Consider the following 13,591-nt stretch of genomic DNA (forward strand, 5'->3'; position numbering starts at 1 on the left):
GAATTGCCGCTTAAGTCGAACTCACGTTATTTTATATTTTTAATGAGACATTTGCCAATTTGCCAATGAGCTCATTGACAAATTGACAAATGGTCTCATTGGTAAATTATAAAAACAGCGCTACAATAGCGGCAATAATCCCATAGACGAGCATAGGAATAGCTGTCTTCTTGAGGATGCTTCCTTCTGCCTTATCAATCCCCAAGACAGAGCAACCTGCAATGATATTGTTGATACATACCATATTACCCATGGCACCCCCTACAGACTGCAAAGCCAAGATCAGCGGAACGGAAAGGCCTGTGGCTGTGGCTACCGAATACTGTACTGCCCCAAAGGTCACATTGGAAATCGTATTGGAACCTGAGAAGAAAGCCCCCAAAGCCCCTAAGTAGGAGGCAAAAGACACCCAATATTGCTGGGTGGCATTGGCCAATCCCTTACCAATTACCTGGGTCATGGAATCTTCCCCTCCGACCATCATGAGTTTCACCATAATCATAGCTCCTACTAAGGCGAGGAAAGGTTTTTGCATTTGCAAAGCACTCTTGAGGTAGATTCCTTTACATTTGTCCTTGGGCAAGCGGAAAAGAAAGAAAGAGATCAGTACTGTAACGATAAAAGGAATCAGTGAAGGGGTGTAAAGGAGCTTGTAGCTATCGGAAACTCCTGTTCTGAAGATATTTTCCACCGAGAAGATCAGCCCCTTGGTCACCTTAAGATCGCCCATTTCTCCGAGGGGAAAATGGAGCCAATCGGTAGCATTGTTGAGCATCGCCTTGAAGGGGAGCTGCTTGATACGAGTGAGGACTAAGATGACAATCAGCAATAGTGTAGGGGTAAAAGCCTTCACTAAGGTAGTTGCGGCTATTGGTTGTTTTTCCTCTTGGGCTTCTACCTTGGAGAGACCTATCCCCTTGCCGGCTACCCATACGGAGATGAAAAGCCCTATGGCTCCTCCTACAAGGGAAGGAAACTCATAGTTGAACTGAGCAATCAGGAAATAAGGGAGCGTACAGGAAAGGATACTGATGAGGATAAAAAGTGCATTTTGCTTGATTTCTTTCCAAGAAACAATGAAGCGCAAGGCTAATACTGGAATTACAAAGCCAGCGATAAGGTGAATGAGTGCGGTGATTTGTCCGATTTTGGAAACATCATCTCCGTTAATTGTTCCACTATCCAAGAGAGTCTTGAAGCCATACCAAGTAGGGGTGCCTACTGCTCCGAAGGAAACCGGTACAGAGTTCATCACTAAGGCCAGCATCACCACCGGCATTGGCTTAAAACCCAAGCCAACTAAGATAGGGGCTGCAATGGCCACTGGTGTACCGAAGCCGCTGGCTCCCTCGAGCATAAAGGCAAAAGCCCAACCAATAATCATCAGCTGTGCTACCGGATTGGGATTGATGTTGCCCAGCCACTGGCGCAGCGTATTCATAGCCCCTGAGGTCTCCATCATGTGATTGAAGAATACCGCCCCAAAGATCACTGAAATAGGGGTGAATACCGAAATAATTGCCGATACGATATTGGCATTCAGTAAGACAAACTCATTCTTGAAGTAGAAGAGTTGTAACACATACACTAAGCCCCCAATAAGAGGTAGGGCTACATACGAAGGAAATGCATTGCGCTTTACCATCAGGTAAATCAGTAGCACAATAGGAAAGATACTCAAAAAAAGATCCATGTCGATTGTTAATTATTAATTGTTAATTGTCAATGATTAATGACTAATTAAGGTTCTTTAATTTTGCGCAAATATATAACATTTCAGACATATAAACAAATTTTTTTTCAGTAATCAAAGGGCAGCCATCAGAGGTCAGCGCTTGAAACTGACCCCTGATTACTGACCTATGAAAACTATATAGAGTTAAGGAATTCGAGTAGGTCGGCTCGTTCCTTTTTCGAAAGTTTTTTAAAGATTTCCTTAGAGCGGAGCGCTTCACCTCCATGCCAAAGAATGGCCTCAGTGATATTCTTAGCGCGCCCATCGTGTAGGAATTCTGTATGTCCATTCACCATATCCTGTAATCCTATACCCCAAAGCGGTCGGGTGCGCCATTCACGACCATTGGCTAAGAAGTCAGGACGACCATCGGCGAGGTCTTCTCCCACGAAAAATAAACAAAGGCGCGCCGCATTAATCATTGAGCATTAACTATTAATCATTATTAAAGAATTCTTTGAGCTTACCTTCTCGTTCGTAGTTATAGAGCGCCTTAATCACCCAGGCGGGTGGGTACTTGCCGTGGGTGAGGACAAAGATGTTCTTGATGGCCTTGCTTACGGGATAGAGTAGGGTCATCAGCTGTAGGGTGTTCTCGAAAACCTCGCCGGTAGTGGTTTGGCTCAGCGGCACTTCAAGCAAGGCTAAGAGGATATAGACAGCGGCGATGACCGATAACATTTGGGCATTCTTGAGTAGTAACGCTCTAAGGGAGAAGCTGTGATAGCGCAGGTGGTAAGCAGCTCCGATGAGTATATTGAGCAGCAGGGCGCCTCCTAAGGCCATGACAAAGGCCTGGTGTGCCTGCCTCCAAGAGAGTAGGTAACTGCAAAGTAGCATAAAAGGTGTGCTATGCAAAAGTACCTGACCGAGGTAGTACAACCTATCTCGTAGGGCTATAGAGGTATCTGTGTGATACAATAAGACTAAGGAGGTGAGAAAAAGCATTGTTTTGAGTTTTAAATGGTTAGTGGATTTGAATTATATATTTCAGTTTCTAATGCGAATCAATAGTTAAAGAACTAGAAATATAGACATCTAGAAAGAGTTGTAAGTAACTCATTATTAACGATTTCTAGTTACATCCCCCTAGCCCCCCTCAAGGGGGGAATTATAGAGTGGTATCAAGTAGAATGTTGAACAATCACACTTGAATATACTGGATACCAGCATGATAGTTCAGCGTTCTACAATTCCCCCCTTGAGGGGGGTAGGGGGATGTAGAAAAAAACATACTGAATATCAATGAATTACTATATAAAGTGTATTATTTTAACTATTGATGCGCATTTCTAACTACGACTGAGAGCTTAAAATTCAAAACTATATAAGTTCTTGAATAGAGGCATTTATTTCAAGTCTTTCAATGGCTGGCTTCAGGGGAGTATATAGTTGTGCCAAATAGGCCTTGAGCACCGAGAGACGACGTGCGAGGTAAGCATCAAAAATCTCTCGCTTGTCTTGTACCTTGAGCGAGGCATCCAAGAAAAGGAGCTTGAGAGCCGCTCCGGAAGGGGCATTCATGGAATGTATGCTATGGTAGGAGATGTCCGGCGTTTGAGTCAGGGTATAGATCATATGTAGCAGGGTATCCATCTCCAGCTTGACCGATTCGGGGGCGTTGTGCCAGGAGATATACTGCATGGAGGCATCCTTATCCCCCTCAATGACGGTACCTGGCTCCCCTTTTTGGCTCCATCCTTGTATATGGCCGGTGACAAAGAGCTTAGGGGAGGCATGATAGTCATTGGTTTCGGCAAAGTTGGACAGCAGGTGCTCCAAGCGTTCGATAAGGGCATCCACCTGCTGGGTTTCTCGATAGGGTTGGTGAGCATATATAACAGGTATCTTCCCTATGGGATTGGGTTTGGGATAGCCCTCTTCCAGAAGATAGCCACCGGAGACACTACGCCACAGGTAATGCGCTTGGGGGGTATAGGTCTCAAAATAATCAGCCAAGGCAGCTGGGGCTTGAGGGTCACTCCCAAGACTCCTATAGGCTCGAGAGAAGGCAACCATATCGCCCGTGGAATCGAAATAAGGATATAGGGTATCCCCAAAGGCAGGTGAGAGGAGGGTGCAGCGCAGGCGAAAGCGGCAGGCAAAGCCATAGTCATAGTGCGGCTGAGGGGTGGGCTGCGGATACCACAGCTCGGCGCACTCCCCATAGGAGAAAGTAGCTCGTGCCAGGCGCCTATTGAGGCTGTTTTCCTTGGCATGTGCCAATAGCTTTAGCACGGCGGTGTAGGCCTGTTGCTCGGCGGGTGCCTCTGCGGTCGTCTCATATCGTACAGGCTGTCCAAAGAGGAAGGCCACCGAACGCTTGATAATGAGTTGCTGCAAAGGTAGCGCGATGCGGGCTACCCGCTCCAGTCGAGTGCCATCGGTGGTCTCTACCTGCTTGTCTCGCCGCAGCATAGGGTCATTGACCGGATGCAAAGATGGATCCAAGGACTTCTCCGCCTCCTTCACTTCCGGTAAGGGGGCATTGCGTCCCGATTTAAGTAAGGCAATAGCCGACTGGCTGTCTGAAAAATCAATGTTCATAAAAATCAATAGTTAATGGAAGGTTCATTATATTTACTACTACAGCAAAAACAACTAAGCTAATGCAAAATTACAACATTCAAGAAGTGAAATCAAGTAAAAAAGCGGTGAGAAGTAAGAAATTATACAATAAAAAGCTTTGTTAATGAACGTTTAGAAGTCCTTTTAGCTCCTCCTTCCATTCAAGAGGGAAAATCCGCGGGAGCAGACATCAGGATAAGGTATAAAAACAACAAATGACTAATACCGCTTGGATATTAGTCATTTGTCTATTCGTTTGTCACTAATCATTAGGCTTCCCCGGAGGTAGAGAAGTGGGCTTGCTTGCCAAATACTTCCTCATCGGTGGGGAGTTCCTTATCATGTTCGAACTGATAAAGGTTGGAACTAAGGTTTTGCATAAGCTCCTTGGCATGCTGGGGCGAGAGGATCATTCTGCTGACTACCCGCGCCTTGGGCATTCCTGGCATAATAGAGATAAAGTCAAGGACGAATTCCGAATCGGAGTGATTGACCACTACCATATTGGCATAAGTACCAGAGGCTACTTTATCATCTATCTCTATGTTGATTTCCTTTTTCGTTACCTTTTCCATAAGGTTATAGGTTAATATTTTGCTTTGGCTCCTTGCGCGATACGATGAGTTCTTCATAGCGCTTCATACCGGTACCGGCAGGAATACGATGTCCGACGATTACGTTCTCCTTCAATCCGTCGAGATTATCCACCTTACCTTGTACTGCTGCTTCGTTAAGCACCTTGGTAGTTTCCTGGAAGGAAGCAGCCGAGATGAAGGACTTGGTCTGCAAGGAGGCACGGGTAATTCCTTGTAGGACAGGGATCGCGGTAGCAGGGATAATGTCACGAGCGGCCACCAAACGTTTGTCTTTTCGCTTAAGCAAAGAGTTCTCGTCTCTGAGCTGGCGAAGGGTTACGATCTGTCCGGCCTTTAGGTTTTCAGAATCACCAGCATCTTCGACTACTTTCTTACCGAAGAGCTTGTCGTTTTCTTCGATAAAGTCGTCCTTATGAACCATTTGTTCTTCGAGGAAGAGGGTATCTCCTGGGTCTTGTATTTCTACCTTACGCATCATCTGGCGTACCACCACTTCGAAGTGTTTGTCGTTGATCTTCACCCCTTGTAAGCGGTATACCTCTTGTACTTCATTGACCAAATACTGCTGTACCGCAGAAGGCCCTTTGATACGTAGGATGTCTTCTGGAGTTACGGAACCATCGGAAAGTGGCATACCGGCACGTACGTAGTCGTTCTCCTGTACCAAGACTTGAGAGGAGAGCTTCACCAGATAAGTACGTTTTTCGCCTGTTTTGGATTCGATGAAGATCTCTCGGTTACCACGTTTTACCTTACCGAAGGATACCACCCCGTCGATTTCAGCTACAATCGCTGGGTTGGAAGGGTTACGAGCCTCGAAGAGCTCGGTCACACGAGGCAGACCTCCGGTAATATCCCCAGACTTGGCGGACTTACGCGGAATCTTTACCAAGATACGACCTTCTTTGATCTTCTCTTTGTCATCGACCATGATGTGTGCCCCCAGTGGTAGGGTGTAGGAGCGGAGGATATTGCCCTCTTTGTCCTGAATGTGCATGGTCGGAATAAGGCGTTTGTTACGCGATTCGGAGATTACCTTTTCTTGGAAACCGGTTTGCTCGTCGATTTCCACCTGGAAGGTAACCCCTTGTTCTATATTTTCGTAGGCAATCTGTCCGGAGAACTCGGAGATAATGACCGCGTTATAAGGATCCCATTGGTTGATTACATCGCCCTTGTGTACCAATTCTCCATTTTTCTTGAAGATAAAGGAACCATAAGGAATATTGGAGGTGCTCAGTACCATACGGGTGTTAGGTTCTAAGATCTTCACCTCGGAGGTACGAGAGATAACCACTTCCACAGGGTTGCCATCATAGTCTTCCCCTTTAACGGTTTTGAGGTCATCGATTTCGAGTATACCGTCGAAGTGAGCGATGATCTTGTTCTCCTCGGAGATATTTCCGGCAGTACCCCCCATGTGGAAGGTACGCAAGGTAAGCTGGGTTCCTGGTTCCCCGATGGACTGGGCAGCCACCACCCCGACAGCTTCTCCGATTTGTACCATCTTACCGGTGGAGAGGTTGCGCCCGTAGCACTTGGCACAGATACCATGCTTCGCCTCACAAGTAAGCGCAGAGCGCACTTCGATGGTTTCGATAGGTGCTGCATTGATCTTATCAACCGCATCCTCACGGATTTCCTCACCTGCCATCACGATCACTTCCTCATTAAGCGGGTTGATGATGTCATTGAGCGCTACACGACCCAGCACGCGTTCCCCAAGGGTTTCGATTACCTCTTCGTTTTTCTTTAGAGCACTAACCTCAATACCGCGGAGGGTACCACAGTCGTCCGTATTGATGATGACATCCTGAGAGACATCCACCAAACGACGGGTGAGGTAACCCGCATCGGCTGTCTTAAGCGCCGTATCGGCCAACCCCTTACGGGCACCGTGAGTAGAGATGAAGTACTCCAAGATAGAAAGTCCCTCTTTGAAGTTGGAGAGGATCGGGTTTTCGATGATTTCGCCCCCTCCTGCGGTAGACTTCTTCGGCTTGGCCATAAGACCTCGCATACCAGTAAGCTGGCGAATCTGCTCCTTAGAACCACGGGCTCCGGAGTCAAGCATCATATATACGGAGTTGAACCCTTGTCTGTCTTCGCTGATACGCTTCATTGCCAAGTCTGTAAGGCGAGCGTTGGTAGAAGTCCATACGTCGATCACCTGGTTATAACGCTCGTTATTGGTGATAAGACCCATGTTATAGTTGGCAATGATCCCTTGTACTTGCTCGTTGGCATCGGCGATCATATCTTGTTTTTCCTTAGGAATGATGATGTCGCCCAAGGAGAAGGAGAGCCCACCTTGGAAGGCAAACTTGTATCCCATGGACTTGATATCATCGAGGAACTCGGCTGTACGTGGAATACTGGTTTTCTTCAGTACGTGACCGATGATATCACGGAGTGATTTTTTGGTCAGTACGGTATTGATATATCCCGCTTCGGGAGGTACCACTTCGTTGAAGAGGACACGCCCTACTGTAGTTTCGATAAGTTTGGTAACGATATTGCCTTCCTCGTCAAGGTCATGGGTACGCACTTTGATAGAGGCATTCAGGTGTACCTTGCGCTCGTTATAGGCAATATTGACCTCCTCTGGGGAGTAGAATACAGAGCCCTCTCCTAAGATAGGTTCTTCGGGGGTACTCTTGCGCATCTTGGTAATATAGTAAAGCCCAAGCACCATGTCCTGAGAAGGTACGGTAATAGGAGCCCCATTGGCAGGGTTGAGGATGTTGTTCGAAGCAAGCATAAGCATTTGTGCCTCGAGGATTGCCTCTGGGCCTAAGGGCAAGTGTACCGCCATCTGGTCACCATCGAAGTCGGCGTTGAAGGCCGTACATACCAATGGGTGAAGTCGGATAGCCTTTCCTTCGATAAGCTTCGGCTGGAAGGCCTGAATACCCAATCGGTGAAGGGTAGGAGCACGGTTGAGCAATACAGGATGTCCCTTGATCACATTCTCCAAGATATCCCATACCACAGGTTCTTTTTTGTCAATAATACGCTTGGCCGATTTGACTGTTTTCACAATACCGCGCTCGATGAGCTTACGGATTACGAAAGGCTTATAGAGTTCGGCAGCCATATTCTTAGGCAAGCCGCATTCGTATAGCTTCATCTCAGGGCCTACGACGATTACCGAACGTGCGGAGTAGTCCACACGCTTACCGAGTAGGTTCTGGCGGAAGCGCCCTTGTTTCCCTTTGAGAGAGTCGGAAAGGGACTTAAGCGGACGGTTGGCATCCGTTTTTACAGCTGAGGACTTGCGTGTATTATCGAATAGAGAGTCCACGGATTCCTGCAACATACGTTTTTCGTTGCGGAGAATCACATCTGGCGCCTTGATTTCCATCAAGCGTTTCAATCGGTTGTTGCGAATGATCACACGGCGATAGAGGTCGTTGAGGTCAGAAGTGGCGAAGCGTCCCCCATCAAGCGGCACCAAGGGGCGTAGCTCGGGTGGGATCACAGGAATAACCTTGAGGATCATCCACTGAGGCTTGTTCTCTCTGTTCTTTTGGGAATCACGGAAGGCCTCCACTACCTGTAGGCGCTTAAGCGCCTCGGTTTTGCGTTGCTTAGAAGTTTCTGTATTGGCCTTATGTCTTAGCTCGTAGGAGAGCGCATCCAGATCCAATTCATCGAGCAGGTCATAGAGCGCCTCTGCCCCCATCTTGGCCACGAACTTATTAGGGTCGGTTTCCTCCAAGTATTGGTTTTCCACCGGAAGGGTTTCCATAATATCAAGATACTCTTCTTCGGTAAGGAAGTCAAGCTTCTCGATAGGCTCTCCCATAGGTGTTTTGGCGATACCTGGTTGGATAACGATATAGCGTTCGTAATAGATAATCATATCCAACTTCTTAGAGGGGATACCCAGTAGGTAGCCTATCTTGTTGGGGAGGGAGCGGAAGTACCAAATATGGGCCACGGGCACCACTAAGTTGATATGCCCCACGCGCTCACGGCGTACTTTTTTCTCGGTCACCTCCACCCCACAACGGTCACACACGATTCCCTTGTAGCGGATGCGCTTATACTTACCGCAAGCACATTCGTAGTCCTTGACCGGACCGAATATACGCTCACAGAAGAGGCCGTCGCGTTCGGGCTTGTGGGTGCGATAGTTGATGGTCTCAGGCTTGGCTACCTCACCACGAGATACCGCTAAGATACTCTCTGGAGAGGCCAAACCGATAGAGATTTTGTCAAATCTCACAGTTGGATTTTTCTCTTTTACTCTTGCCATAGCATTTTAAATAACAAAATTTGTTCCTAATTTGGACAAACACACGAAAGAGGAGGCAACATAACCCCCTTGGTTATGCAGCCTTCTCTGTGGTCGTTCTCCTATCTAAATAGATGAAAAACAAGTTCTTATGTGTTCTAAGAAAGTCAATATAACTCCGCAAAAGACACCTTGTCCAAATTGAGGGCAAAGATATAAAATAAATTTCAGAAATAAAAAATAAAAAGCAAAAAATATTACGCGCTCCTTTTTTATTCCTTTAGTATTCAAATTGTACATTTTTATCAGGGTCAGGGTTGCCTGCCCAGTAGGTTCTGTATAAGTCGAGGCTTTTTCGAATCTCACCATAGAGGGCTTCATTGTGCTCTCTAAGGTCGTCCAAGTGGTAGAACTTAGCCAATACATGCTGGTGCTCTATCCAGTCGAGGGACTGCATACAGTCGTCCAAGCCATCGAGCGTATAGCCGAAATAGTCAGGAAGGGCAAAGGTTTCCTTCATTTTGCTCAGGAAAGCCCTTTCGTTGTTGACGTTTCTTAGGTCGACGTGGAACTCTAAGGCGTTTTTTCTAATGTATGTACTCATTTCAATTAGAGAATAGTGTTTTTCTCGTTGGTACCAACAGGCCTACCCCTCCCCATATTTGGGGAAAGTCTACCTGACTATCTCCAACGCTTATACTTGTATGACCCCTAAGTTAAACGCTTTTTCGATAGGTGCCTCATTGGCTGCCTCGATTCCCATGGATATCCACTGCCGGGTATCCAACGGGTCGATGATTGCATCCGTCCATAGGCGGGCGGCAGCATAATAAGGGGTAGTTTGTTGGTTATATTTCTCCTGGATTTCCTCCAAAAGTTGTTTTTCTCTTTCCTCGGAGAGGGTCTCTCCTTTTCGCTTGAGGGCAGCCGTCTCTATCTGCAAGAGTACCTTGGCGGCCTGCATGCCTCCCATCACTGCTAAGGAAGCGGAGGGATAGGCCACGATTAGGCGTGGGTCATAGGCCTTACCACACATGGCATAGTTGCCAGCTCCATAGGAGTTGCCCACCACAATGGTGAACTTAGGTACTACCGAATTGGCTACAGCATTGACCAGCTTAGCACCGTCCTTGATAATCCCCCCATGCTCGGACTTGCTACCTACCATAAAGCCGGTAACATCCTGTAGGAAGACCAAGGGAATGCGTTTTTGGTTGCAGTTGGCTATAAAGCGGGTGGCCTTATCAGCACTATCGGAATAGATCACACCTCCTACCTGCATTTCTCCTTTTTTGGTTTTGACCACCTTGCGCTGGTTGGCCACAATACCCACTGCCCAACCATCAATACGGGCATAGCCGGTAAGGATCGTCTGTCCGTAGCCCTCCTTGTATTCCTCCCACTCGGAGTTGTCCACCAGGCGAAGGATCAGCTCCTTCATATCATAAGGTTGGGTACGGCTGATGGGCAGGATACCATATATATCTTGTGGATTAAGCTTAGGAGCTACACTCTGGACTCTGCTGAATCCTGCCTTGGGCGTATCCCCTATTTTGTCCACCAAGTTCTTGATTACCTCTAAGGCATCTTGGTCGTTTTCGCATTGGTAGTCGGTCACCCCACTGATCTGGCAATGGGTGGTAGCTCCTCCTAAGGTTTCATTATCAACCTGCTCGCCTATGGCGGCCTTGACCAAGTAGCTACCCGCCAGGAAGATACTTCCGGTTTTGTTGACGATTATCGCCTCATCACTCATGATAGGAAGGTAGGCACCTCCGGCCACACAACTACCCATAACAGCGGCGATCTGGACAATCCCCTGACTACTCATCTGGGCATTGTTGCGGAAGATACGCCCGAAGTGTTCCTTATCGGGGAAGACTTCATCCTGAAGAGGGAGGAATACACCCGCACTATCCACCAGATAGATGATCGGCAAGCGGTTTTCCATGGCGATCTCCTGTGCGCGGAGGTTCTTCTTACAAGTCATGGGGAACCAAGCTCCAGCCTTGACAGTCGCATCGTTGGCCACCACAATCACTTGGCGACCCCGCACATAGCCTATAACGACCACCACTCCAGCCGAGGGACAGCCCCCATACTCCTGATACATATCTTCGGCGGCAAAAGCACCAATTTCTAAGAACGGTTTATTCTTATCCAATAAGTAATCGATACGCTCGCGTGCGGAGAGCTTGCCCTGGCTGTGGAGCTTTTCGAGCACCTTATCCCCTCCGCCACGCTTGATCTTCTCGAAGCGTTGTCGCACCTCGTCACGGGCGAGCTTGTTGTGATCTTCGTTCTTATTAAAAGCTAAATCCATCATGGATGTTTTCAAGTTGCAAAGTTAAGAGTTTTTATTATTTGAACAAATTTTTTCGAGTCTTTTTTTCAAAAAAAATATTCACAAATGTTAACATGCGTTATTATTGCTCATTATCAGAGGGTTATTCTCTCGAAAAGACTTTATTTGGGTGCGCTAAGGCGTACATAGCGTACGTATCCAGCGCCTTCTGTCTTGCCTTTGAGGGCTTCTGTGGTGAAGGGAACTTGAGCATCGGTGGTGTAGTAATACTGGTCTTCCACGGCAGATTCGAAGCGGATTTTGTAGCCCTTATCCAAGAGGTTTTTATCCAAATCAAGGACAAAACTCTTGCGATCTCCTTGGGTAATAGAGGCTCCAGTGATGGCATCTATCTTTTCCTTTTTCTCACTATAGAAGCCGAACCACTTCTTTAGAGAGTCGTAGTACTTGCCGTTATCGCCGAAAACCTGTAGGGTCTTGACGTAGTTGTCCTGTGGGTCAATCAGCGAGACGACCATATAGGCACCCTCACCATTATAGTTGGCCATCTGTACCATACACTTGAACTTGTCCTGTGCTTGTGCAGTAGCAAAAGCGAAAATTGCCACAAGGGCAACACAAATTTTCTTTGTCATAATTTTAAATGTTTGAAATAAGGGGCAAAGATACGTTTTTTTAGCGATTAATGATAATAGTTAATGATGAATAGCACCAATTGCTATGAACCCCTATAACGATACGCCTCCCCTACCCCTATAATACTATAGAAAAAAACAATAGAAAACCACCTTTTATTATAGATATTATTTATACTTTTGCAGCGTAAAAAAACAACATTCTATAATCATTTAAAAAATTATTTTATATGTCATTAGTTGGAAAAAAATTCCCTAATATCACCGTTGACGCTATGTCAGAAATGGGTGACAATCTCCGTATCAATATTTTAGAGGAGGCTACTAAGAAAAATAAGAAAGTCGTACTCTTCTGGTATCCTAAGGATTTTACCTTTGTATGCCCTACCGAACTCCATGCTTTCGAAGAGCTTAAGGGAGAATTCGAGAAGCGCAACACCATCATCATAGGGGCTTCTGTAGATACTTGCGAGGTACACTTTGCTTGGCTAAATACGCCTAAGGATCAAGGGGGTATCGAAGGGGTAAGCTATCCTATCTTGGCCGATACCACTCGCAATCTCTCCAATGCTTTGGGTATTCTTGATGCCGAACATGTATATCATGAAGCAGAAGACATTTACCTTATCGAAGGTTCCAATGTTACTTTCCGCGCTACCTTCCTTATCGACGAGAGTGGAAAAGTATTCCACGAAAGTGTAAACGATATGCCACTTGGGCGCAATGTGAAGGAATACCTTCGCCTAATCGATGCCTATACCCACGTACAAAAGTACGGTGAAGTATGCCCTGCCAACTGGGAAGAAGGTAAAGAGGCCATGCACGCCGATAGAAAGAGCACCGCTGAATATCTTGCCAAACACTAAGCCTTATTGTCCTTAAATAAAACGCAGAACTTTATTTTTATCTTATGCTTATAGAACTTACCAGCGATAATTTAGCAGAAGTAGTACAAGCCAACCCTAAAGTGGTTGTGCAGTTCTCTGCTTCTTGGTGCGGAAATTGCCGTATCATGAAACCTAAGTTTAAGAAAATGGCCACCGAACGTGAGGATCTCACCTTTGTGATTGTGGATGCTGAACAATTCCCTGAATCTCGCAAAATGGCCAATGTAACCAACCTTCCTACCTTTGCTACCTATGCCAATGGTGTGCTTGTCAAGGACTTACAGACCAACAAGCAGGAGGTATTAACTGAATTAGTCGATGAAATTACCAATTATTAAGCAGCTCACTCAGTTCATTGAAGCCAATGACGAGGATTATATCATCGAAACGATAGAGGTTTTAGAGAACCTTACTGAACTCTCCTCCCTAAAGGACGAGGAGCTGGACATGATCGGGGAACTGCTCTCCAATATGTATGGAGCTTTGGAAGTTCAAAAACTTATCAAAGAAGGTACCCCCCAGAAAGAAGCGCTTAACGCCTTCATGAAAAGGGTCTTAGGTTCCATAGATAAATAAACTCATTTTAAACTTAACTCAAAAAGAGGCGGCACCTGCGGTGCCGCCT

General features: G+C 46.5%; 11 protein-coding genes and 1 pseudogene. 3 read left to right on the forward strand and 9 right to left on the reverse strand.

Annotated features, from left to right (window positions below; all coding sequences use genetic code 11):
• Positions 1-106 precede the first annotated feature (106 nt).
• The 9 genes and pseudogenes from HMPREF1551_RS03475 to HMPREF1551_RS03515 form a co-directional block, all read right to left on the reverse strand.
• Positions 107-1,693 (reverse strand): L-lactate permease, encoded by a 1,587-nt coding sequence (locus tag HMPREF1551_RS03475; RefSeq protein ID WP_021627651.1) that lies wholly within the window; start codon positions 1,691-1,693, stop codon positions 107-109.
• 176 nt (positions 1,694-1,869) lie between these two features.
• A pseudogene (locus HMPREF1551_RS03480) lies at positions 1,870-2,127 on the reverse strand (di-heme oxidoredictase family protein); the annotation flags it as partial.
• A 43-nt stretch (positions 2,128-2,170) separates the two neighbouring features.
• Complete coding sequence (locus HMPREF1551_RS03485; RefSeq protein WP_034544244.1) at positions 2,171-2,683, reverse strand: hypothetical protein; 513 nt, start codon at positions 2,681-2,683, stop codon at positions 2,171-2,173.
• 375 nt (positions 2,684-3,058) lie between these two features.
• On the reverse strand, positions 3,059-4,282 hold the full coding sequence (locus tag HMPREF1551_RS03490; protein WP_021627654.1) for a phage portal protein: 1,224 nt from the start codon (positions 4,280-4,282) through the stop codon (positions 3,059-3,061).
• A 290-nt stretch (positions 4,283-4,572) separates the two neighbouring features.
• On the reverse strand, positions 4,573-4,878 hold the full coding sequence (locus HMPREF1551_RS03495; protein ID WP_021627655.1) for a DUF3467 domain-containing protein: 306 nt from the start codon (positions 4,876-4,878) through the stop codon (positions 4,573-4,575).
• Between the two features lie 4 nt (positions 4,879-4,882).
• The gene (rpoC, locus tag HMPREF1551_RS03500) at positions 4,883-9,160 is read right to left on the reverse strand and encodes a DNA-directed RNA polymerase subunit beta' (protein WP_021627656.1); all 4,278 of its coding nucleotides are present in this window, start codon (positions 9,158-9,160) and stop codon (positions 4,883-4,885) included.
• Between the two features lie 259 nt (positions 9,161-9,419).
• A complete protein-coding gene (locus tag HMPREF1551_RS03505) occupies positions 9,420-9,743 on the reverse strand; it encodes a barstar family protein (RefSeq protein WP_021627658.1) in 324 nt (107 codons plus the stop codon).
• Between the two features lie 90 nt (positions 9,744-9,833).
• Complete coding sequence (locus HMPREF1551_RS03510; RefSeq protein WP_034544245.1) at positions 9,834-11,462, reverse strand: acyl-CoA carboxylase subunit beta; 1,629 nt, start codon at positions 11,460-11,462, stop codon at positions 9,834-9,836.
• 143 nt (positions 11,463-11,605) lie between these two features.
• A complete protein-coding gene (locus tag HMPREF1551_RS03515) occupies positions 11,606-12,079 on the reverse strand; it encodes a DUF2271 domain-containing protein (RefSeq protein ID WP_021627660.1) in 474 nt (157 codons plus the stop codon).
• A 230-nt stretch (positions 12,080-12,309) separates the two neighbouring features.
• Here HMPREF1551_RS03515 and HMPREF1551_RS03520 point away from each other — a divergent pair, with 230 nt between their 5' ends.
• From HMPREF1551_RS03520 to HMPREF1551_RS03530, 3 genes are read left to right on the forward strand one after another with little or no spacing between them, the layout of a single operon-like run.
• Positions 12,310-12,945, forward strand: coding sequence for a peroxiredoxin (locus tag HMPREF1551_RS03520; RefSeq protein ID WP_021627661.1), 636 nt, complete (start codon positions 12,310-12,312; stop codon positions 12,943-12,945).
• Positions 12,946-12,989: 44 nt separating this feature from the next.
• Entirely contained in the window at positions 12,990-13,304 is a 315-nt protein-coding gene (locus HMPREF1551_RS03525) for a thioredoxin family protein (protein WP_021627662.1), read from the forward strand.
• Entirely contained in the window at positions 13,285-13,542 is a 258-nt protein-coding gene (locus HMPREF1551_RS03530) for a DUF6952 family protein (protein ID WP_021627663.1), read from the forward strand. Before HMPREF1551_RS03525 ends, HMPREF1551_RS03530 begins: the two co-directional genes overlap by 20 nt.
• Positions 13,543-13,591 lie beyond the last annotated feature (49 nt).

This window comes from Capnocytophaga sp. oral taxon 863 str. F0517 (assembly GCF_000466425.1).
GTDB lineage: Bacteria > Bacteroidota > Bacteroidia > Flavobacteriales > Flavobacteriaceae > Capnocytophaga.